This is a genomic window from Streptomyces spinosisporus, from assembly GCF_022698145.1.
In the GTDB taxonomy this organism is placed as follows: domain Bacteria; phylum Actinomycetota; class Actinomycetes; order Streptomycetales; family Streptomycetaceae; genus Streptomyces; species Streptomyces spinosisporus.
The window spans coordinates 230,361-250,701 of the sequence record NZ_JALDAX010000012.1 but is presented as its reverse complement, the minus strand read 5'-3'; the positions used below and the strand labels follow the sequence as shown (position 1 = coordinate 250,701).

The 20,341-nt window shown below is 69.8% G+C and carries 21 protein-coding genes; 2 read left to right on the top strand and 19 right to left on the bottom strand.

The features are described from left to right. Nucleotides 1-46: 46 nt before the first annotated feature. The 10 genes from tatC to MQN93_RS28920 form a co-directional block, all read right to left on the bottom strand. The gene (tatC, locus tag MQN93_RS28965; protein ID WP_016434378.1) at nucleotides 47-997 is read right to left on the bottom strand and encodes a twin-arginine translocase subunit TatC; all 951 of its coding nucleotides are present in this window, start codon (nucleotides 995-997) and stop codon (nucleotides 47-49) included. A gap of 47 nt (nucleotides 998-1,044) precedes the next feature. Continuing rightward, nucleotides 1,045-1,332, bottom strand: a complete 288-nt coding sequence (gene tatA / locus MQN93_RS28960) for a Sec-independent protein translocase subunit TatA (RefSeq protein WP_016434379.1) — start codon at nucleotides 1,330-1,332, stop codon at nucleotides 1,045-1,047. Between the two features lie 261 nt (nucleotides 1,333-1,593). Next, nucleotides 1,594-1,788, bottom strand: coding sequence for a hypothetical protein (locus MQN93_RS28955; RefSeq protein ID WP_016434380.1), 195 nt, complete (start codon nucleotides 1,786-1,788; stop codon nucleotides 1,594-1,596). A 10-nt stretch (nucleotides 1,789-1,798) separates the two neighbouring features. Then, complete coding sequence (locus MQN93_RS28950; RefSeq protein WP_016434381.1) at nucleotides 1,799-2,101, bottom strand: hypothetical protein; 303 nt, start codon at nucleotides 2,099-2,101, stop codon at nucleotides 1,799-1,801. Nucleotides 2,102-2,212: 111 nt separating this feature from the next. Next, complete coding sequence (locus MQN93_RS28945) at nucleotides 2,213-3,262, bottom strand: helix-turn-helix transcriptional regulator (protein WP_016434382.1); 1,050 nt, start codon at nucleotides 3,260-3,262, stop codon at nucleotides 2,213-2,215. A 19-nt stretch (nucleotides 3,263-3,281) separates the two neighbouring features. Continuing rightward, nucleotides 3,282-4,235, bottom strand: coding sequence for a helix-turn-helix transcriptional regulator (locus tag MQN93_RS28940; protein WP_016434383.1), 954 nt, complete (start codon nucleotides 4,233-4,235; stop codon nucleotides 3,282-3,284). A 131-nt stretch (nucleotides 4,236-4,366) separates the two neighbouring features. After that, nucleotides 4,367-4,738, bottom strand: a complete 372-nt coding sequence (locus MQN93_RS28935) for an FKBP-type peptidyl-prolyl cis-trans isomerase (RefSeq protein WP_016434384.1) — start codon at nucleotides 4,736-4,738, stop codon at nucleotides 4,367-4,369. A gap of 61 nt (nucleotides 4,739-4,799) precedes the next feature. Continuing rightward, nucleotides 4,800-5,804, bottom strand: a complete 1,005-nt coding sequence (locus MQN93_RS28930; protein ID WP_242711875.1) for an FKBP-type peptidyl-prolyl cis-trans isomerase — start codon at nucleotides 5,802-5,804, stop codon at nucleotides 4,800-4,802. 126 nt (nucleotides 5,805-5,930) lie between these two features. Beyond that, entirely contained in the window at nucleotides 5,931-7,292 is a 1,362-nt protein-coding gene (pafA, locus tag MQN93_RS28925) for a Pup--protein ligase (protein ID WP_016434386.1), read from the bottom strand. Between the two features lie 9 nt (nucleotides 7,293-7,301). Beyond that, nucleotides 7,302-8,561: an MFS transporter gene (locus MQN93_RS28920; RefSeq protein WP_242711874.1), complete on the bottom strand. Its 1,260-nt coding sequence runs from the start codon at nucleotides 8,559-8,561 to the stop codon at nucleotides 7,302-7,304. A 102-nt stretch (nucleotides 8,562-8,663) separates the two neighbouring features. On the opposite strand from MQN93_RS28920, the gene MQN93_RS28915 reads away from it, so the two are divergent. Further along, complete coding sequence (locus tag MQN93_RS28915; protein ID WP_242711873.1) at nucleotides 8,664-9,680, top strand: LacI family DNA-binding transcriptional regulator; 1,017 nt, start codon at nucleotides 8,664-8,666, stop codon at nucleotides 9,678-9,680. Nucleotides 9,681-10,183: 503 nt separating this feature from the next. Here the strand turns inward: MQN93_RS28915 and prcA are convergent. The 6 genes from prcA to arc all read right to left on the bottom strand — a co-directional run bounded on the left by prcA (nucleotide 10,184) and on the right by arc (nucleotide 16,309). Beyond that, entirely contained in the window at nucleotides 10,184-10,939 is a 756-nt protein-coding gene (gene prcA / locus MQN93_RS28910; protein WP_242711872.1) for a proteasome subunit alpha, read from the bottom strand. A 60-nt stretch (nucleotides 10,940-10,999) separates the two neighbouring features. Next, entirely contained in the window at nucleotides 11,000-11,845 is an 846-nt protein-coding gene (gene prcB / locus MQN93_RS28905) for a proteasome subunit beta (protein ID WP_037781662.1), read from the bottom strand. Further along, complete coding sequence (locus MQN93_RS28900; RefSeq protein ID WP_242711871.1) at nucleotides 11,797-12,390, bottom strand: endonuclease VII domain-containing protein; 594 nt, start codon at nucleotides 12,388-12,390, stop codon at nucleotides 11,797-11,799. Before MQN93_RS28900 ends, prcB begins: the two co-directional genes overlap by 49 nt. A gap of 33 nt (nucleotides 12,391-12,423) precedes the next feature. Then, complete coding sequence (locus MQN93_RS28895; protein WP_016434392.1) at nucleotides 12,424-12,642, bottom strand: ubiquitin-like protein Pup; 219 nt, start codon at nucleotides 12,640-12,642, stop codon at nucleotides 12,424-12,426. A 154-nt stretch (nucleotides 12,643-12,796) separates the two neighbouring features. Further along, nucleotides 12,797-14,308 carry a depupylase/deamidase Dop gene (dop, locus tag MQN93_RS28890; protein WP_372504475.1) on the bottom strand — a complete coding sequence of 504 codons (1,512 nt, stop codon included), beginning with the start codon at nucleotides 14,306-14,308 and terminating at the stop codon, nucleotides 12,797-12,799. Nucleotides 14,309-14,542: 234 nt separating this feature from the next. Continuing rightward, nucleotides 14,543-16,309 carry a proteasome ATPase gene (arc, locus tag MQN93_RS28885; RefSeq protein WP_016434394.1) on the bottom strand — a complete coding sequence of 589 codons (1,767 nt, stop codon included), beginning with the start codon at nucleotides 16,307-16,309 and terminating at the stop codon, nucleotides 14,543-14,545. Nucleotides 16,310-16,552: 243 nt separating this feature from the next. On the opposite strand from arc, the gene MQN93_RS28880 reads away from it, so the two are divergent. Continuing rightward, a complete protein-coding gene (locus MQN93_RS28880) occupies nucleotides 16,553-16,858 on the top strand; it encodes a ferredoxin (protein WP_242711870.1) in 306 nt (101 codons plus the stop codon). A gap of 67 nt (nucleotides 16,859-16,925) precedes the next feature. Here the strand turns inward: MQN93_RS28880 and MQN93_RS28875 are convergent, their stop codons facing one another. The 3 genes from MQN93_RS28875 to MQN93_RS28865 form a co-directional block, all read right to left on the bottom strand. Beyond that, a complete protein-coding gene (locus MQN93_RS28875) occupies nucleotides 16,926-17,498 on the bottom strand; it encodes a hypothetical protein (protein ID WP_242711869.1) in 573 nt (190 codons plus the stop codon). Nucleotides 17,499-17,716: 218 nt separating this feature from the next. Beyond that, nucleotides 17,717-18,619 carry a tRNA (adenine-N1)-methyltransferase gene (locus MQN93_RS28870; RefSeq protein WP_016434397.1) on the bottom strand — a complete coding sequence of 301 codons (903 nt, stop codon included), beginning with the start codon at nucleotides 18,617-18,619 and terminating at the stop codon, nucleotides 17,717-17,719. Nucleotides 18,620-18,669: 50 nt separating this feature from the next. Continuing rightward, nucleotides 18,670-20,142 carry a site-2 protease family protein gene (locus tag MQN93_RS28865; protein WP_242711868.1) on the bottom strand — a complete coding sequence of 491 codons (1,473 nt, stop codon included), beginning with the start codon at nucleotides 20,140-20,142 and terminating at the stop codon, nucleotides 18,670-18,672. Nucleotides 20,143-20,341 lie beyond the last annotated feature (199 nt).

Below are 20,341 nucleotides of genomic sequence, written 5' to 3'. Positions count from 1 at the left end.
CGGAGCCTGGGACGGGCACCTCTCGTGGACAGCAGCGGGCGAACGCTCAGGTCACGTCGTCATAGCCGTTGACCCGGTCCGTGGTCGCCTGCTCGGGCAGGGCGCGGCTCGCGGAGACCGTCTCGACCTCGCCGATGTCCTCCGGCGTGAGGTCCAGGTCCGAGGCCTCGTCGTCGCCGGGGCCCTCGGCCTCGCGCAGCCGCTTGCGCCGGTCGTTGAGCAGTGAGAAGACGACCGCGCCGAAGTACAGCACCCAGATCGGTCCGGCGAGGGCCAGCATGGTCAGCGGGTCGGTGCTCGGCGTCGCGATCGCCGCGAACACCGTGATCGCCATGATCATGCCGCGCCACCAGCCGAGCATGCGCCTGCCGGTCAGCACCCCGGTGAGATTGAGCATGATCAGCAGCAGCGGAAGTTCGAAGGAGAGCCCGAAGACCAGCACCATGCGCGTGACGAGGTCGAGCAGGTCGTCCAGCGGCAGCAGGTTGTTGACACCGTCCGGGGTGAAACCGATCAGCACCTTCGCCGTGGTGGGCAGCACGCGGTACGCGAAGTAGGCACCGCCGACGAACAGCGGTACGCCGGTGCCGACGAACGCGTAGGCGTACTTGCGCTCGTGGCGGTGCAGTCCGGGCGCCACGAAGGCCCACAGCTGGTACAGCCACACCGGCGAGGCCAGCACCACGCCGGCCATCAGGGACACCTTCAACGCCAGCGTGAAGGGCGTGAGCAGACCGTTGATCGTGATCTGCGCGCACTGGTGCGTCTTCTCGTGCGAATTCGCCAGCTGCTCGAAGGTCTGGCTGCAGCCGACGGAGTCCAGCACCGGCTCGGTGATGAAGTTGATGATGTCGTTGTAGAAGAAGGCGGCAACGGCCGTGACGAGCACGATCGCCAGCATCGCCTTCGCGAGCCGGTTGCGGAGCTCACGAAGGTGATCCGCAAGGGGCATCCGCCCCTCGGGATCCTTCTCCTTCTTGCGGGCAGGCTTGGGCAACCCACATCCTCATCTCGTGCGGCAGGCCGGGGGCGTCCGGCCCTGCATCAGGCCTTCGTGGTGTCCGTCGGCTCGTTGACCGGGCGGGAGCTGGTCACATCGCCGGGAGAGGCCTGGATGGTGCGCTGCGCCGGGGGCTGCTCGTTGTTGGGCGGGCCGGCCGGCGTCGCCGTGCCGCTGCTGCCGTCCTCCTTCATCGCCTTGGCCTCGCTCTTGAGGATGCGAGCGGACTTGCCGAGCGAGCGCGCCATGTCGGGAAGCTTCTTCGCGCCGAACAGCAGGATGACGACGACGAGGATGAGAATGATCTCGGGGGCGCCGAGCCTTCCGAACATAAGTCTTTACCTTCTCACCGAGGCGGCTGGGGTGGGGTGCTGTCCGACCGGTCGGACACATGTCCGATCGACCGTGTTGACAGCGATCGTAACGCTCAGGGGTAAACGTCAGGCAATCCCCGTGCGTACTCCCGGTCAGCGGCTCGGGCCTCGTTCTCCGGGCCGCGACCAGCAGCGTACCTGCCAGGGTGGCCCCGGTGACAGGCCGAAGTGGCCCAAACCGCCTGCCGCGCAGGACTCACACGCCTCGCACGGCGCCGCTCAGAGGGAGTCCACGGCGCGGGCCGTGCTCATGGCCGCCCGCTCCAGATCCTCGGCGGCACGGCTGATCCGGCGCGCGGAGTCCGTCACCTGCCTGCCCAGACGCTGCGCCTCCAGGAACACCCGCACGGCGAACACCCCGAGCACGGCGAGACCCAGGAAACCCACAGCTACCGCGAACATCGGCCAGAACATGGGGCCGAGCCTAGAGGGTGGAGTGCAGCCGCAGGGTCCTGACCCCGCCGCCGGTCAGCAGCTGGACGATCCGCTCCCCCGCGGGCTTGCGCACCGAGGCGCCGCAGTCGGGGCAGGTGAAGGAGTAGAAGGTGGTGCGGCTCGAGGCGCCGATCGCGAGGCGCAGCGCGGCGGCGGCGAGCTCGAAGCTGCCCCGGCAGTCCGGGCAGCCCGCCCGGAACGTCACCGGCGAGACGCTTCTCATCCCGGCGAAGGCTGCCGCGACCGACATCTCCTGCGCACCCGGCACCCCGGGCACCGACGACTCGCTCACAGCTCCTGCTCCTCTACCTCTGGTCGTTCGCCGCCGGCCTCCCGGCCGGTGCCCGGTGGACGACCGCGCCCGGCCCCGCGGCCTTCGCGCGCTCCTCCCGGCACCGGCACCCTACGGCTCGCTCCCGCCCGTCGTACCGTCCGTCGTCACCGCAAGCCCTCCGTGTGCTCCCTGCGCCTCCACCCCGTCGTACGCCGCCAGCGCCTCCCGGGCCGCCTGCCGGGCGCTGTCGGCGAGGTCGCGCGGGGCGACGATCCGGCCGTCGCGCCCCAGACGCAGCGCCAGCCGTCGCAGCGAGGCCGGGTCGGGCGTGCGCAGGGTGATACGCAGCCCGCCGTCGGGAAGCTCATCCGCACTGTCGTGCGGGTAGTACTCGGCGACCCAACGACCGCCCGGGCCGACCTCGACGACGACCTCCGGGTCCTCCGCGGCGGGCTGCACCAGCGCCTCGGACAGGTCCCGCAGCTCGATCTCGGGCGGCGCGGACGGCTCGTCGAGGATCTTGATCTCGGCGACCCGGTCGAGCCGGAAGGTGCGGCGCGCCTCGGAGCGGCGGCACCAGGCCTCGACGTAGGTGTGCCCGACGCTGACGAGGCGGATGGGGTCGATCTCGCGCTCGGTGAGCTCGTCGCGCGCGGGCGAGTAGTAGCGGATCCACAGCCGGCGGCGCTCCGCGATCGCCCGGTCGACGTCGGCGAAGACGCCGCCCTCGGACTCGAAGGTCACCGACAGGCGAGAGCTGGCGCCCGCCGTCTCGCCCGCCGCGGCCTCCACCTTGGCGGTGGCGCGCAGCAGCGCCTGCCGGTCGCCCTCGCGCAGCCCGGGCAGGGTGGCCACCGCACGGGCGGCCACCAGCAGCGCGGTCGCCTCGTCGGCGGCGAGGCGCAGCGGCTCCGCCGTCTCCTCGCCGAGGGCCGCGGGGTTGTGCCACCAGATGCGCTCGCCGTCGGTGTCGATGTCGAGCAGATCGCCGCCGCGGAAGCTGGTGCCGCACATGGGCAGCACATCGAGGTCGGAGACCAGCTCGTCCTCGGTGATGCCGAAGGCACGCGCCACGTCCTCGACCCGGGCCCCGGGGCGCTCCTTGAGATAGGTCACCAGCGAGAGCATCCGCCGGGTCTGGTCGATGGCGTTCACGGGCCTGACCGGTTTGCCTGCCACTGTCCTGCTCCGCTCCCCCTCAGCCCTTGGCCACTGCGCGCAGCCGGTCCACCACGTCGGCGCGCAGCTCGGCCGGCTCCAGGACCACCACGTCCGGCCCGAACTCCACCAGCCAGGCGTCCAGCCCGTGTCCGTACGGAATCTCCAACTCGTCCCAGCCGTCGGCGAGTTCCCGCACCGCCGTGGCCTTCGCCCGCAAGGGGTACCCGGACCCCGAGCGCAGCCGGATCAGAGCGGAGCGGTCGGCGGTCTCCCCCGCCCAGCTCGCGACGGTCTCGCGGACGGTGACCACGTCGGGCACCGGCGCGGTGAACTGCCCGCTGCGGCTGCGCACCCTGCCCGTGATCCGCGACAGCCTGAAGACCCGCTCGGCGCCGCGGTCGCGGTCCCAGCCGGCCAGGTACCAGTGGCCGCGCCAGCACTCCAGCGCCCAGGGCTCCACATGCCGGGGCTCGGGGTGGGCGGCGGTGGCCTTGCGGTAGTCGAAGACGACCGGGCGGCGGTCGCGGCAGGCCAGCATCAGCGGTTCGAAGGCGGCCTCGTGCACCGGGATGCGCGGTTCGAGCGCCCCATGGGCCTCGTACGGGTCGACGTCCTCGGGCAGGCCGGCCGCGCGCAGCTTCTGCAGGGCGCCGCTCGCCGCGCCCGCGAGCCGGGCCTGCTGCCACACCTTGGCGGCGAGACCGAGAGCCGCGGCCTCCTCGGCGTCGAGCGTGATGGGCGGCAGGCGGTTGCTGTCGCGGCGGGCCAGATAGCCCGTTTCGCCGTCGAGGTTCTCCACCGTCTCGATGACCAGGCCGAGTTCGCGCAGATCGTCCTTGTCCCGCTCGAACATGCGGCTGAAGGCGTCCTCCGAGTTCGCCTCCAGATACGCCTCGATGGACTCGCGCAGCTCGCGCTTGCTGAGCGGCCGTCGGGTCCCGAGCAGACACAGCGCCAGGTTCATCAGCCGCTCGGCCTTGGCAATGGCCATCGACGCCCTTCGCCTCCCTACGGTGCTTGACGACGTTGACCGTACCGCCCCGAAGTGGCGTGGCAAAAGCCGAGGGCCCATGCCTGGACAGGCATGGGCCCCGGTTGATCGGGTCCGGTCGGATCCGGGGATCAGACGGCGACGAGGTCGACCACGAAGATCAGGGTCTCGCCCGGCTGGATCGCGGGGGTCGGGCTCTGGTTGCCGTAGGCGAGGTGGGCCGGGATGGTCAGCTGGCGACGGCCGCCGACCTTCATGCCCTGTACGCCGAGGTCCCAGCCCTTGATGACCCGGCCGCCACCCAGCGGGAAGCGGAACGGGGTGCCACGGTTCCAGCTGGCGTCGAACTCCTCACCCGTGCTGAACGCAACGCCCACGTAGTGGACGGTGACGGTCTGGCCCGCCTGCGCCACAGCGCCGTCGCCCTCCCAGATGTCCTTGATCTCGAGGTCCGCCGGGGGCTCGCCGCCGGGGAAGTCGATCTCGGGCTTCTCGATGCTCACGTCTTTCAGCTCCTGCTTGTCTGCGGAAGGGCAATGCGCACAGTCTTACACCTCGCCGGGCTCACATCTTCGCCAGGATGTCGACGGTGAAGACCAGTACGGAGTCCTTCTTGATGCCGCTGCCGGCCGGCGGGTTGTCGCCGTAACCCAGCTTCGGCGGGACCACGATGAGAACCCGGCTGCCCACTTTCTTGCCGGTCAGTCCCTGCCCCCAGCCCTTGACGACCTGCTGGAGCCCGAAGGACGTGAGCGCCTTGCGGCCGTACGTCGAGTCAAACTCCTTGCCGTTGTCCCAGAACACGCCCTTGTACTGCACGAGCACGGTGTCCTTGGCGGCCACCTCGTCGCCGTCGCCCTCGATGACGTAGTTCGCGACGAGCTTGGTGGGGGCGTCCTTCTTGGGGATGTCGATGGAGGGCGCCTTGCCGTCGGTGTTGGTGCCGACCTTCGGCAGGTCCGCGTCGTTCTGCGGGGTGTCGGTGCCCTTGGCGGAGCTGGACGCGTTGAACGTGTCCTGGATGTCGGCGACGAAGACCAGGGTGTCGGTGCCCTTGATACCCGCCTGCGAGTTGCCCTCCTTGCCGTAGCCCCAGGTGGGAGGCACGGAGAACATGACACGGCTGCCGACCTTCTTGCCCGCGAGCGCATAGCGCCAGCCATCGATGATGCTGCCCTGGGCGAGCTGGATGAGCAGCGGGGTCTTGCGGTCGTAGGAGTTGTCGAAGACCTTCGCCGTGTCCCACACCTGGCCGAGGTAGTGGGCCTGGATGTAGTCGTTCTCCGCGACCGACTTGCCGGCTCCGGCGATGACCGTCTTGACCGCGAGGTTCTTCGACGGATCGCCCGAACCCTTGGCGACGGTGGGCTTCTCACCGAACTTCGCACCCGCGCTGATGGCCGGCAGCGGACCGTCCACGATCTTCGGCGGCGGCGCCGCGGACGTGGCCGGTGCGGAGGGCGAGGCGCTGTCGCTGGCCTTGCTCGAGTCGGACTTCTTGTCGTCGCCACATCCGGCGAGCGTGACCAGTCCTGCGGGTACGGCGATGAGAAGGGAGCGTCGGCGCACGGTGGGGGCCTCGTATCGGTCGATCTTGTGGATGGCGTGCGCGCAACTCTACGGCGTGAGAAGGGCGCCGTACCGGAAACGTACGGCGCCCGTGTTGCGTTCCGGTCGTTCACCAAAACGCGTTGCTCACATTCCCGCGATGAGCTTCTCCACCCGGTCGTCCACGGAACGGAACGGGTCCTTGCACAACACCGTGCGCTGCGCCTGGTCGTTGAGCTTGAGGTGCACCCAGTCGACCGTGAAGTCCCGGCGCTGTTCCTGGGCCCTGCGGATGAAGTCGCCGCGCAGCCGGGCCCTGGTGGTCTGCGGGGGAACGGACTTGCCCTCGAAGATCTTCAAGTCGCTGCAGATCCGGGCTGCTTGACCCTTCTTCTCGAGCAGGTAGTACAGGCCACGACGGCGGTGGATGTCGTGGTAGGCGAGGTCTATCTGCGCGACCCTCGGGTGGGACATGGTCATGTTGTGCTTGGCGCGGTACCGCTCGATGAGCTTGTACTTCATGACCCAGTCGATCTCGGTGCCGATCTTGTCGAGGTCCTCGGCCTCGATCGCGTCCAGCGTGCGGCCCCACAGCTCCAGGACCTGCTCGACGGTGCCGGTGCGGATGCCGCGGCGCTCGCAGAAGTCCACGGCCTTCTCGTAGTACTCGCGCTGCACCTCCAGGGCGGAGGCCTCGCGTCCGCTGGCCAGGCGCACCTTGCGCCGGCCGGTGATGTCGTGGCTGACCTCGCGGATGGCCCGGATGGGGTTCTCCAGGGTCAGGTCGCGCATCACCGTGCCCGCCTCGATCATGCGCAGCACCAGGTCGGTGGCTCCGACCTTGAGCAGCATGGTCGTCTCGGACATGTTCGAGTCGCCCACGATGACGTGCAGGCGGCGGTAGCGCTCGGCGTCCGCGTGCGGTTCGTCTCGGGTGTTGATGATCGGCCTCGAGCGGGTCGTCGCCGAGGAGACGCCCTCCCAGATGTGCTCGGCGCGCTGGCTGACGCAGTACACGGCACCGCGCGGCGTCTGCAGCACCTTGCCCGCGCCGCACAGCAGCTGGCGGGTGACGAGGAACGGGATGAGGATGTCCGCGAGCCGGGAGAACTCCCCGTGGCGCGCGACGAGATAGTTCTCGTGGCAGCCGTAGGAGTTGCCCGCCGAGTCGGTGTTGTTCTTGAAGAGGTAGACGTCGCCCGCGATTCCTTCCTCGTGCAGGCGTCGTTCGGCGTCTACCAGTAGCCCTTCCAGAATGCGTTCGCCGGCCTTGTCGTGGGTGACCAGTTCGGTCACGTTGTCACATTCGGGTGTCGCGTATTCCGGATGTGAGCCCACGTCGAGATAGAGGCGGGCGCCGTTTCGCAGAAAGACGTTGCTGCTGCGGCCCCATGACACGACACGGCGGAAGAGGTACCGCGCCACCTCGTCGGGAGACAGGCGGCGCTGTCCCCTGAACGTACACGTGACGCCGTACTCGTTCTCCAGCCCGAAAATGCGGCGGTCCATGAGTGAACATTACGCCCGATCCCCTGAGCTGAAACGGGGTTCGACCGCACGGTTCGGATCATTTTCCGATGAAGCCGCAACCACCTCACCCCCCGCGGGAGCTGCGAGGACCCGTCCGGTGGCCAGCAGAACCAGCAGTGACACACCGCCTGCCGCACCGGGTACCGCGAACCCCCACAGGGCCCCGCCCGCCTCGACGACCGGGCCCGCCAGACCCGTTCCCACCGAGGTCCCCACGGTGAACGTCGTCACAAGCCAGGAGAACGCCTCGGTGACGGTGCCGCGGGGCGCGTGCCGGTCGATGAGCACGAACGCACACGCGATGGCGGGCGCCAGGAAGAGCCCGGCGACCACAGTGAGGGCCACCATCGCGACCGCGCCGGGCATCAGAGTCAGCGGCAGGTAACACACCGCCAGGAGGGCCACCAGCACCTGCAGTCGGCGCCCGGGCTCGCCGGTCCACTGCCGGGCGCCGTAGACGCTGCCGCCGATGAGCGCGCCGAGCCCCAGGGCCGCCATGAGCCAGCCGTACACCGTGTCACCGCCGTGGTCGTCGGCGTACGGCACGGAGGCGACCGTGATGGAGCCCAGCGCGATGCCGATGAACAGGAACGCGCCCAGCAGGGCGAGCAGGCCCGGCGAGCGCAGGGCGCCGAGCCAGTGCGCCTCGCGCGGTGCCGAACGCCACGCGCGTGACGGCCCGGAGACGACCACGGACAGGGCGCCGAGCACGCCCACGGCGTTCAGCACCAGCAGGGCCGCCTGCTCCGACCAGAGCGCCACGCACAGGGTCACCAGCAACGGGCCGACCGTGAACATGACTTCCTGCGCCACGGCGTCCATGGCGTACGCGGTGTGCACCTGCTCCTCACGGCGCAGCACGGACGGCCACAGGGCCCGCAGCCCGCCCTCCAGGGGAGGCGTGAAAAGCCCGGCGGCCGCCACGCACGCGTAGGCGAGCAAAAGCGGGTCGGTGCCCGAGAACGCGAAGCAGGCCATGGCGAGGGCCGACAGGACGGCCGCGGGCAGCTGGACGCGCGGCTGGCCGTGCAGGTCCACCAGCCGGCCGAGCACGGGCTGCCCGACGGCGTTGGCGATGCCGTACACCGCCACGAGCGCGCCCGCCAGGCTGTACGTGCCGCCCTCGGCACGGACGAAGAGCACCAGGGCGATCGCGGCGGTCGCGTTGGGCAGCCGCCCCACCAGCGTGCCCGTCAGCAGACGGGCCGCGTGCCTCGCCCTGAGGATCTCCAGATACCCCGCGGCCATGTCCCGCCTCCAAGTTTTACGTATAACCTCGGTTCCCATACGTAGCATGTGCGCTGTTCGCAGTCCAGGCGAAATACCCCCTCTAAGAGGAGCAGGCCCCCGGTGGCACGCAGCAGTACGCGCCCGACCAGCCGTGACGTCGCACAGGCGGCAGGCGTCTCCCAGGCCGCCGTCTCGCTCGTGCTCGGCGACAAGTGGCGCGGCCGTGTCTCCGCGACCACCGCCGAGCGCGTACGGGCAGCCGCACGCGACCTCGGCTACCGGCCCAACCTCGCCGCCCGCAACCTGCGCCTCGGCCGCACCCGCACCGTCCTCCTGGTCGTCCCGGCGCTCACCACAGAGTTCTTCGCCGGCGTCTACACGGGCGCCGCGCGCGTGGCCGCCGAGCACGGATTCGGCGTGGTCCTCTACCCCTCCCCCGAGGGCATCGGCCCGGCCCGCGACCCCTTCGCCTCCGCCCAGGCCGCCCTGGACGGCGTCATCGCCTCCTCGATGGCCGCGGACGCCCTCAGCGCGATCCGCGGCGACCAGCTGCCCCTGGTGATGCTCGACAGCGACCCCGGAGGCAGCCTCGGCGCGGCCACCGTCAACCTGGACATCGCCGACGGTGTCCGCCAGGTCGCCGAACACCTGCTGGGCCTCGGCCACCGCCGCCTCCTGCATCTGGCCGCGGACGTACCGTCCTGGACCTTCGAGGTACGCGCGCGGGAACTCGCCGCCCGGACCGCCGCGGTGCCCGGCACGTCCGTACGCACCGCGCACGCTCCCCTCTCCATCGACGGCGCCCTGAGCGCCGCCGAGGCCGCCCTGTCGGCGCCCGGGCCCCGGCCCACCGCCGTGGTGTGCGACGACGACAAGCTGGCGGCCGGCGCCTACAAGGCCGCCCGGCGGCTCGGTCTGCGCGTGCCCGACGACCTCTCCGTCACCGGCCTCGACGACCTCGCCCTCGCCACCGCCCTCGACCCGGAACTGACGACCGTACGCCTGGACGCCGAACTCTTCGGCGAACGCGGCATGCAGGCCCTCCTGGCGGTCCTGGAGGGTCATCGCCCCACGCCGGGCGACATCCCCGTCGAACTGGTCCTACGAGGCTCCACAGCACCGCCTGGGGCCCCCTGAACGCCCTGCGCCCCGACCCACTGCACTCCAGGAGGCAGCCGAACATCCGCTTCGGCTTACGGGCCGCTCGGCAGGAACCTTGCGCCGCTGCCGTTCGCGTCGCGGCCTCGACGCCTCCCGGCACCTTGGCCGATCCACTAGCCCGGCCTCCGCGGCCGCTCCGCCGCTCTCCAGGAGGCGGCCGACCCGGTGGCCGACCATCCGCTCGGATTTGCGGGCCGCCAGGCAGGAACCGCTGCCGTTCATGTCCCGGCCTCGGCCCCGCCCGGCGCCCCTGACGCCCTGCACCCCGGCCCATCCACCAGCCCGGCCTCCGTGGCCCCTCCACCGCTCTCCAACAGGCAGCCGCCCATCCGCTTCGGCTTACGGGCCACCCGGCGGGACGCTCACGCCGCTGCCGTCCCCGTTCGTGTCGCGGCCTCGGCGCCGCCCGCCCCCTCCTGAACGCCCCGTGCCCCGGCCGATCCGTCGGCCGGGGCACGGGAGGGTGACAAGAGTGCGGGCTACTCCTCGCCGGAGCCCTCCGCCTCGTCCGAGCTCTCCGCCTCCGTGGTCGCTCCGCCGGTCTCCAGGAGGCGGCCGAGTTGGCGGCCGACGATTCGCTTGAACTTGCGGGCCTGCGGGCGCGTACGGTCCAGGACCGCGACCTCCAGGCGCTCGGCGGGGATCTCCCGCTCGCTGCCGTTCGTGTCCCGGGACAGGGCCGTCACGGCCAGCCTGAGCGCCTCGGCCAGGCTCATGCCGTCCTGGTGGCGCTGGTCGAGATAGCTGCTGATCTGCTCCGCGTTGCCGCCGACCGCGACCGAACCGTGCTCGTCCACGATCGAGCCGTCGTGCGGCAGCCGGTAGATCTGGTCGCCGTCCGGGGTCTCGCCGACCTCGGCCACCACCAACTCCACCTCGTACGGCTTCTCGCCCGCCGAGGAGAAGATCGTGCCCAGCGTCTGGGCGTAGACGTTCGCCAGACCGCGGGCGGTCACGTCGTCGCGGTCGTAGGTGTAGCCGCGCAGGTCGGCGTAGCGCACGCCGCCGATGCGCAGGTTCTCGTACTCGTTGTACTTGCCGGCGGCCGCGAAGCCGATCCGGTCGTAGATCTCACTGAACTTGTGCAGCGCGCGGGACGGGTTCTCGCCGACGAAGACGATGCCGTCGGCGTACTGCAGCACGACCAGGCTGCGGCCACGGGCGATGCCCTTGCGGGCGTACTCCGCCCGGTCGGCCATGGCCTGCTGGGGGGAGACATAGAACGGCGTCGACACCGGTTATCCGTCCCTTTCTGTCGAGGTCAACTGGATCACCTTGGTAAGAACCGGTCGCCGTTACAGCAGCGCGGCCCGCGGGCCGTCGGGCTGCTCCAGGCGCCGCTCCAGGACGGAACGGGCGATCTCGGAGGACTCGTCCTCGCTGAGCCGGCGGAAGCCGTCCTCGGTGATCACGGTGACGATCGGATAGATCCGGCGGGCGACATCGGGACCACCGGTCGCCGAGTCGTCGTCTGCCGCGTCATAGAGGGCCTGCACGACGAGCGTCGTGGCCTGCTCCTCCGTCAGGTCGTCGCGGAAGAGCTTCTTCATGGCACCGCGCGCGAAGATCGAGCCGGAACCCGTGGCCGCGAAGTTGTGCTCCTCGGAACGGCCGCCCGTCACGTCGTACGAGAAGATGCGGCCCTTCTCGCGGTCCACGTCGTAGCCCGCGAACAGGGGCACCACGGCCAGGCCCTGCATGGCCATGCCCAGGTTGGAACGGATCATGGTCGACAGGCGGTTCGCCTTGCCCTCCAGCGAGAGCTGCGCCCCCTCGACCTTCTCGAAGTGCTCCAGCTCCAGCTGGAACAGCTTGACCATCTCGACAGCGAGACCGGCCGTGCCGGCGATACCGACGGCCGAGTACTCGTCCGCCGGGAACACCTTCTCGATGTCCCGCTGGGCGATGACGTTGCCCATGGTGGCCCGACGGTCACCGGCCAGCACGACACCGCCGGGGAACGTGACGGCGACGATCGTGGTCCCGTGAGGCGCCTCGATCACGCCCTGGGTGGGCGGGAGTTGCCGGTTGCCCGGCAGCATCTCCGGCTGGTGCTCCGACAGGAAGTCCATGAAGGACGAGGACCCAGGCGTCAGGAAGGCAGCTGGTAGACGCCCGGTGCTACGAGTGTTGGCTTCCACGCGATTCCTTCCAAGTAAGCGGCGGCCCGGCGTACGGCGTCGGGGTCGTCTCCCAACTTGCCGATGGCCGAATTGCAGTTGAAGCACAGTACGCCTCGGACCTTACCCGTCTTGTGGCAGTGATCCACATGTACGGCAGGCGCCTTCAGACAGATCACGCAGAGCCCCATCTGGGTGGCGACCATCTCGTCACGTTCGGCTTCGGTCAGGCCGTAGTGGCGCTTCAGATGGCCCGCGCGCCCCTCGGCAGCTCGACACGCCTTACAGCTCGACGACAGCCCGTCCGAGGCCGCCGCATTCCGGTGCCACTCGCTCCAGAGCTTGATCTCACCACACTTGAGGCACAACTTGTGCCCCTCTGGTACCTCCACCTGGGGACGGACCTTCCGCCCCAAGCTTTGCTGACGCGTCCGGTGATAGTCCGATGCGCAGTCTCGACAGTGTCGCTGCAGACCATCCAGGTTGGACCGTCTACGTGCGAAGGCTGCGCGCGGCTTGATCTCACCGCACCGCACGCAGCGCTTCACGTCCTCGTCGCTCACCAAGGCCAAAGCCCCCCGTAACCTTCGAATCGAAGGTTACTCGCCGCCTTTCTGAACGAATGACCGAACGAAATCCTCTGCGTTCTCCTCCAGGACGTCGTCGATCTCGTCCAGGACGGAGTCCACGTCGTCGTTGAGCTTCTCGTGGCGCTCCTTGAGGTCTTCGGAGCCCTGCGCGTCCTGCGCCTGCTCCTCGACCTCCTCGGTGGAGCGCGTCGCCTTCTGCTGGCCGCCGCCGGTGTCCTTGGTCGCCATAACCCTCACCCCGCTCGGTTCGACGTTCGTGATCAGACCCTACAAGCAGGGTCCGACATCGGCCCCGCAGTTTCTCAACGTCCGGGGACCACCTCGATGATTCCCGTACGCCGGGTTTTCCACCCTGTGGGCCGCGTCGGCCCCGGGTACCCCGTCAGCCGCCGGAAAGCACCCTGACCAGGTCCTCCGCCGTTCGGCAGCGGTCCAGGAGCTCCTTGACGTGATTTCGCGTTCCGCGAAGCGGTTCCAGGGTTGGGACGCGCTGGAGCGAGTCCCGGCCCGGCAGATCGAAGATCACGGAGTCCCAGGACGCGGCCGCGACGTCGTCGGCGTACTGCTCCAGACAGCGTCCGCGGAAGTACGCGCGCGTGTCCTCCGGCGGGCTCGTACGGGCCCGCTCGACGTCGTCCTCGGTCAGCAGCCGCTTCATCCGGCCCCGGGCCGCCAGCCGGTTGTAGAGGCCCTTCTCGGGGCGTACGTCCGCGTACTGGAGGTCGACCAGATGGAGGCGGGCGGCGTCCCAGTCGAGGCTGTCGCGGCGCCGGTAGCCCTCCATGAGCTCCCGCTTGGCGACCCAGTCCAGCTCGCCGGCCAGGCTCATCGGGTCGTTCTCCAGGCGGTTGAGCGTGTCCTCCCAGCGGGCCAGGACGTCCTTGGTCTGCTCGTCCGCGTCGGCGCCGAAGCGCTCCTCCACGTACTTGCGGGACAGCTCGAAGTACTCCATCTGCAGCTGGACCGCGGTGAGCGTGCGGCCGCTGCGGAGCGTGACCAGGCGCTTCAGCGTCGGGTCGTGCGACACCTGGTGCAGCGTGCGCACCGGCTGGTCGACGGCCAGGTCGACCGCGATGAAGCCGTCCTCGATCATGGACAGGACCAGGGCGGTCGTGCCCAGCTTGAGGTAGGTCGAGATCTCCGAGAGGTTGGCGTCGCCGATGATCACATGCAGGCGGCGGTACTTCTCGGCGTCCGCGTGCGGTTCGTCGCGCGTGTTGATGATCGGGCGCTTCAGGGTCGTCTCCAGGCCGACCTCGACCTCGAAGTAGTCGGCGCGCTGGCTGAGCTGGAAGCCGTGCTCGTGGCCGTCCTGGCCGATGCCGACCCGGCCGGCCCCGGTGACGACCTGCCGGGAGACGAAGAAGGGCGTGAGGTGGCGCACGATGTCCGAGAAGGGGGTCTCCCGCTTCATCAGGTAGTTCTCGTGCGTGCCGTAGGAGGCGCCCTTGTTGTCGGTGTTGTTCTTGTAGAGGTGGATCGGCTGCGCCCCGGGCAGCTGGGCGGCACCCTCGGCGGCCTCGGCCATGATGCGCTCGCCGGCCTTGTCCCACAGGACGGCGTCGCGCGGGTTGGTGACCTCGGGCGCGCTGTACTCGGGGTGGGCGTGGTCCACGTAGAGCCGGGCGCCGTTGGTGAGGATGACGTTGGCGAGGCCGATGTCCTCGTCGGTGAGCTGGCTGGCGTCGGCGGCCTCGCGGGCGAGGTCGAAGCCCCGCGCGTCCCGCAGCGGGTTCTCCTCCTCGAAGTCCCAGCGGGCCCGGCGGGCCCGGTGCATCGCCGCCGCGTAGGCGTTGACGATCTGGGACGAGGTGAGCATGGCATTGGCGTTGGGGTGGCCGGGCACGGAGATGCCGTACTCCGTCTCGATGCCCATTACTCGCCGTACGGTCATGCGGCCCTCCTTGCCCGGCGGCGCCCTCGGTCGGGGGCGCTGCTCAAGTACCGCTGGCGCTCCGGTGCGTGTGCGGTGCCCGTCCCCGCACTGCGCGACTCGGCGGTACCGAAGAGCCTAGAACGGCTTTGCGCTGGTGGGGAGATCATTTGCGTCATTGCCTTGCTCCAGCCGTGGCCTGAAAAACAGTCGGCTGCGGGTACCCGGTGAGGGCACCCGCAGCCGCCCTGTTTTTTACAGGTACTGACCGGTGTTCGCCACCGTGTCGATGGAGCGTCCGGTGTCGGCGCCCTGCTTTCCGGTGATGAGGGTACGGATGTAGACGATCCGTTCGCCCTTCTTTCCGGAGATACGGGCCCAGTCGTCCGGGTTGGTGGTGTTGGGCAGGTCCTCGTTCTCCTTGAACTCGTCCACGCAGGCCTGGAGGAGGTGGGAGACGCGCAGGCCCTTCTGCTTGGCCTCGAGGAAGTCCTTGATCGCCATCTTCTTGGCGCGGCCGACGATGTTCTCGATCATGGCGCCGGAGTTGAAGTCCTTGAAGTAGAGGACTTCCTTGTCGCCGTTGGCGTAGGTGACCTCCAGGAAGCGGTTCTCCTCGGACTCCGCGTACATCTGCTCGACGGCCGTCTGGATCATGCTCTCGACGGTCGCCGCCTTGTCGCCGCCGTGCTCGCTCAGGTCGTCGCTGTGCAGCGGGAGGCGCTCGGTGAGGTACTTGCCGAAGATGTCCTTGGCGGCCTCGGCGTCGGGACGCTCGATCTTGATCTTCACGTCCAGGCGGCCGGGGCGCAGGATGGCGGGGTCGATCATGTCCTCGCGGTTGGAGGCGCCGATCACGACCACGTTCTGCAGGCCCTCGACGCCGTCGATCTCGGCGAGCAGCTGCGGGACGATGGTGTTCTCCACGTCCGAGCTGACACCGGAGCCGCGGGTGCGGAAGAGGGACTCCATCTCGTCGAAGAAGACGATGACGGGCGTGCCCTCGCTCGCCTTCTCACGTGCGCGCTGGAAGACCAGGCGGATCTGCCGCTCGGTCTCGCCGACGTACTTGTTGAGGAGTTCGGGGCCCTTGATGTTGAGGAAGAAGCTCTTGCCGGCGGCCTGGCCGGTGACCTCGGCGACCTTCTTGGCCAGCGAGTTGGCGACGGCCTTGGCGATGAGCGTCTTGCCGCATCCGGGCGGCCCGTAGAGCAGGACGCCCTTGGGCGGGCGCAGTTCGTGCTCCTTGAACAGGTCCGGGTAGAGATAGGGGAGCTCGACCGCGTCGCGGATCGCCTCGATCTGGCCGCCCAGACCGCCGATCTGCTCGTAGCCGATGTCGGGCACCTCTTCGAGGACGAGTTCCTCGACCTCGCTCTTCGGAATGATCTCGTAGACATAGCCGGAGCGGGGTTCGAGCAGCAGGGCGTCACCGGGGCGGATGTTCACGTCCAGCAGCGGCTCGGCGAGCCGCACCACCCGCTCCTCGTCGGTGTGCCCGAGCACCAGGGCGCGTTCGCCGTCCTCGAGGATCTCCTTGAGGGTGACGATGTCGCCGGCGCGCTCGAACTCCATGGCCTCGACCACGTTGAGTGCTTCGTTGAGCATCACTTCCTGGCCGCGCCGGAGCTCGTCGAGGTCGACGCTGGGGCTGACGTTCACCCGGAGCTTGCGGCCCCCGGTGAAGATGTCGGCCGTGCCGTCCTCGATGGCTTGCAGGAAGACGCCGAATCCGGCGGGCGGCTGTGCAAGCCGGTCGACCTCTTCCTTGAGGGCCACGATCTGGTCGCGGGCCTCACGGAGCGTGTTGGCCAGTCGCTCGTTCTGGGCGGAGACGCCGGCCAGGTTTGTCTGAAGCTCGACGATCCGCTCTTCGAGAATCCTCGTGTGCCGCGGCGAGTCGGCGAGCTTGCGTCGCAGGACGGCGATCTCCTGCTCAAGGTAGGCAATCTGCCCGGCCGGGTCGTCGGACCCGCGTCCTGGGCGGATGCCGCGGTTCATGTCGTCGTCGTGGGCTGCCACGGTCCTCACCTCCTCCAAGGGGAGCTGGACGCTTCCAGACCCTACCTGGGTGGGTGTCGATTGAAACCCCTAGATCACAAAGACGGTCGGGGTGTGTCCGATCTTCACCCTTGCGCTCTCCCTCACGCCAGGGGAATACCCACCCAACAAGATTGGAAAGCTGACCCGGGTAGGGTCGAAGTGTTCAACACCCGTCAGAGCTGGCCGGATTCCCGCCGGCTCGACTTGTCATCGGCAGGAGACATGAGCGTGCAGCAGGAGGCCGGGTCCGGCGGCGAGGTGCTCGAGGTCTGGATCGATCAGGACCTGTGTACCGGCGACGGCATCTGTGCCCAGTACGCGCCCGAGGTGTTCGAGTTGGACATCGACGGGCTGGCGTACGTGAAGGGCTCGGACGACGTGCTGCTGCAGGACAGAGGTGCCACAACGCCCGTGCCCCTGCCGCTTCTCACGGATGTGGTGGACTCGGCCCGGGAGTGTCCCGGCGAGTGCATCCATGTGCGGCGGGTTTCGGACAGGGTCGAGGTGTACGGTCCGGACGCGGAGTGACCGGATAGCCACTGTCCGTCACGCTGTCTGATATCTCACACGGCTGTCCCATACGGCGCTCGCGCGGTCAGACGCTGTGCGCTTGGGCGGATGTCGAGCGCACGAACGCGCCGTTCTTCCACTGCCACTTCGCGCTGTCGGTGACGTCCGGGCAGCACCGGGGCACGTCGTTCGACGAGTAGCCGAGCAGGGTGGCGACGACCGCTTTGTCGCGCACCGCGAAGTCACTCACCGTGTCCCCCGACTTCGGGTCGACCAGGGTGGCGACGACGCGGGGTTTGCCGTCGGACGCGCGCGTGACGACGTAGATGCCGTCGGGCGGGGTGCCCATGGGGGCGTCGCAGTGCACCACGGCCACCGTCTCGGGGTTGCCGTCGCCGTCGAGATCCCCGGTGGCCTTCTTCTGCACGACGGCCTTCACCGGGCCGCAGGTGAGCGGGAAGTCGACGCCCTCGACGGAGGGCGCGGGCGCCGCGTGGGCCGCCTTGGTCCCGGTGTGGGCCGGCTGGGCCGCGGTCGCCGAGTTGGGCTGCAGGAGCGAGGAGAGGGCCATCACGCCCGAGACGGCCGTGGCGGTGGCGACCCAGTGGATGGGCCGGGTGTGCGTGTGTGCCAGTTCCGGAACGGCGGATTGCTGCACGAGGAGTGTCTCCTGTGAGGGCTGTGCCGGTGGGGGTGGCTGCATCGTGCCACACGTCACAGTGAGGCGGAACGGCGGGGTGTTCGGTTCCTCGGCGCTTCCTGCCGGGATTGTGCTGTTTGTTACGGCATGTCAACGCAAAGGCGCTGCGGTCGAGTTCCGGTGGGGGTCGGGGAACTCTGCGGCAGCGCCCGTACGTTGTCGCGGCACGGACCGCCCTAGCGGCCGGAGCCTCCGTCGGCGTTGGGGCCCGAGTAGTCCTCGCCGTAGGCGCCCTTGGCGGGGCGGCGGCGGCGCATGGGGGGTTCGACGCCGTCGGCGAGGCGGCGGGCGGTGAGCAGGAAGCCGGTGTGGCCGATCATCCGGTGGTCGGGGCGGACGGCGAGGCCCTCCACGTGCCAGTTGCGGATCATCGTCTCCCAGGAAGTCGGCTCGTTGAAGCAGCCGATCTCGCGGATGGACTCCACGGTGCGGGCGAGCTGGGTGGTCGTGGCCACGTAGCAGCACAGGATGCCACCGGGGACGAGTGCCTTGGAGACGGCCTCCAGGCACTCCCAGGGGGCGAGCATGTCGAGGATGACGCGGTCGACGTCGGTGTCGGACAGATTGTCCTGGAGGTCGCCGACGGTGAGCTGCCAGGCGGGGTGCGGGCCGCCGAAGTAGCGCTGCACATTCTGCTGGGCGATCTCCGCGAAGTCCTCGCGCCGCTCGTAGCTGTGCAGCATGCCCTGGTCGCCGATGGCGCGCAGCAGGAAGCTGCTGAGCGAGCCGGAGCCCACGCCCGCCTCCACGACGCGCGCGCCGGGGAAGATGTCGGCGAAGGAGAGGATCTGTCCCGCGTCCTTCGGGTAGACGACGGCGGCCCCGCGGGGCATGGACAGGACGTAGTCGGGGAGCAGGGGGCGCAGCGCGAGGTAGGCGACGTTACCGGTGGTGCGGACAACGCTGCCCTCGGGAGCGCCGATCAGTTCGTCGTGCGGGAAGGAGCCCTTGTGGGTGTGGAAGTTCTTCCCGGCTTCGAGCGTGAACGTGTAGTGGCGGCCCTTGGGGTCGGTCAGCTGAACCTGGTCCCCGACCTTGAAGGGCCCGCGCCTGCGGGCGGCACCGGTCGGTTCGGACATGTGAACAGCCTACCGGGGTTTGCCGGGGCCGCCGACCACCGGAGCGAGCACTAGGAGGGGCGGGCCATGGCCTTCACGAAGGCGCGCTCCACGTCCGCGGCGGACAGGACGCCGTAGATCTCGCCGGTCTCCTCGACCACCAGGTACTCGGTGGCGGGGGTGGCGCGCAGGACGTCGAGGAGGTCCTCGCCCGCGAGTTCGGCGGAGACGCGCATGCCGTCGGTGAGGTCCTGGGCGAGGCCGCTGACGGCGACCCAGGGGCGGCGGTGTTCGGGTACGCCGACGATGGCGGCCTCGCGCACCAGGGAGATGGGGGTGCCGTCGGGGTCGACGACGACGAGGGCGCGGGCCCCGGCGGCGTTGGCACGGCGCAGGGCCTCGGACAGCGGGGTGTCGGTCTCGACCGGGACGGCGCGACGGGTGAGGTTGCGGGCGCGCAGTTCCGGCAGGTGCTCCCTGAGCCGGGCCATGCGCAGGCTGTTGCCGGCGCCGGTCCAGATGATCGCGGCGAGGATGGCGGCCAGCAGGGCGTCGGTGACGGTGTCCATGCCGACGCTGTCCTCGGCGGTGGAGCCGAGGGCGCCGGACTGGGTGAGCAGCGGGAGGCCGACCAGGACGGAGACGGCGAGGGCGCGGCCGACCCAGGCGGCCGCGATGGTGCCGCTCATGGGCTTGCCGGTGATCTTCCAGACCACCGCGCGCAGCATGCGGCCGCCGTCCAGGGGCAGGCCGGGCAGGAGGTTGAAGGCGGCCACGATGAGGTTGGAGATCATCAGGCCGGCCAGCAGGACGCCGGGGACCGTGCCGGGTTCGACGGGCTGCATGGCGACGTAGAAGAGGCCGGCGAGGACGAGGGAGAGCAGGGGGCCGACGAAGGCCAGCACGAACTCCCTGCCGGGGGTCTCGGCCTCCTTCTCGATCTCGGAGACGCCGCCGAAGAACTGGAGCTGGATGCGGCGTACGGGGAGCTTGAAGCGCAGGGCCGCGACCGTGTGGGCGAGTTCGTGGATGAGGACGGAGGCGTAGAAGGCGACCGCGAAGAAGAGGGAGACGAGGTAGCGGGCTGCGCCCAGTTCCGGCAGTACGCGGTCGAGCTGGCCGCCGAACACCCAGGTGATCAGGGCGGCGACGAGGAACCAGCTGGGCGCCACATAGACCGGTACGCCGAAGGGGCGGCCCATGAGCAGGCCGCCTCGGGGGGATTCGGGGCGCCGGGGTGGGCGGTTGCCGGTGCCGGAGTGGGCGAGGGTGCGTTCGCCGGAGTGAGCCGCGGGGTGGTCGTCCCCGGGGCGCTGGTCCGTGGTGTCGTTGCCCGCGGCGTCGTGTGCGGCGCCCGCGCCGGTGTCGGTGCCCGGCCGGTGGTCCTCCCGGGCGTCGGCGCCGTTCTCCCCCTCGGTGGTCTCGGCGGGCCGTTCGTCGGCCGGGGTGGGTGAGGGGGCGGCCGGGGCCGTAGGCCCTGCGTGGTGCTCGGCCGGCTCGTCGGTGCCGGACCGCGGCTGCCCGCTCCCGCCGCTCTCGTCCACGATGTCCCCTCGTTCGAAGCGTCTTCCGCGCCTGCCGGGCGGAAGGGTCTGGGGTCGATGGTATGCGGCCGTCGCGGCGTGTTCCGCCCCGGCACCCCCTCAGTTTTCCCGGGCGTCGCGCCCGTCACGACCGTGGCTGGGTCACTGTCAGTGGCGGGCCGTAAGGTCTGGGACATGGAGACGAGCGCGGAGGGTGCGG

Bases quoted from the DNA above. Each gene is read 5' to 3' on its own strand.
- MQN93_RS28920 (WP_242711874.1), bottom strand. From the start codon at position 8,561: ATGGCCGCGGGGTATCTGGAGATCCTCAGGGCGAGGCACGCGGCCCGT.
- pafA (WP_016434386.1), bottom strand. From the start codon at position 7,292: ATGGACCGCCGCATTTTCGGGCTGGAGAACGAGTACGGCGTCACGTGT.
- dop (WP_372504475.1), bottom strand. From the start codon at position 14,308: ATGACCGTACGGCGAGTAATGGGCATCGAGACGGAGTACGGCATCTCC.
- MQN93_RS28870 (WP_016434397.1), bottom strand. From the start codon at position 18,619: ATGTCCGAACCGACCGGTGCCGCCCGCAGGCGCGGGCCCTTCAAGGTC.
- tatA (WP_016434379.1), bottom strand. From the start codon at position 1,332: ATGTTCGGAAGGCTCGGCGCCCCCGAGATCATTCTCATCCTCGTCGTC.
- MQN93_RS28940 (WP_016434383.1), bottom strand. From the start codon at position 4,235: ATGGCCATTGCCAAGGCCGAGCGGCTGATGAACCTGGCGCTGTGTCTG.
- MQN93_RS28955 (WP_016434380.1), bottom strand. From the start codon at position 1,788: ATGTTCTGGCCGATGTTCGCGGTAGCTGTGGGTTTCCTGGGTCTCGCC.
- MQN93_RS28895 (WP_016434392.1), bottom strand. From the start codon at position 12,642: ATGGCGACCAAGGACACCGGCGGCGGCCAGCAGAAGGCGACGCGCTCC.
- MQN93_RS28880 (WP_242711870.1), top strand. From the start codon at position 16,553: ATGAGCGTGCAGCAGGAGGCCGGGTCCGGCGGCGAGGTGCTCGAGGTC.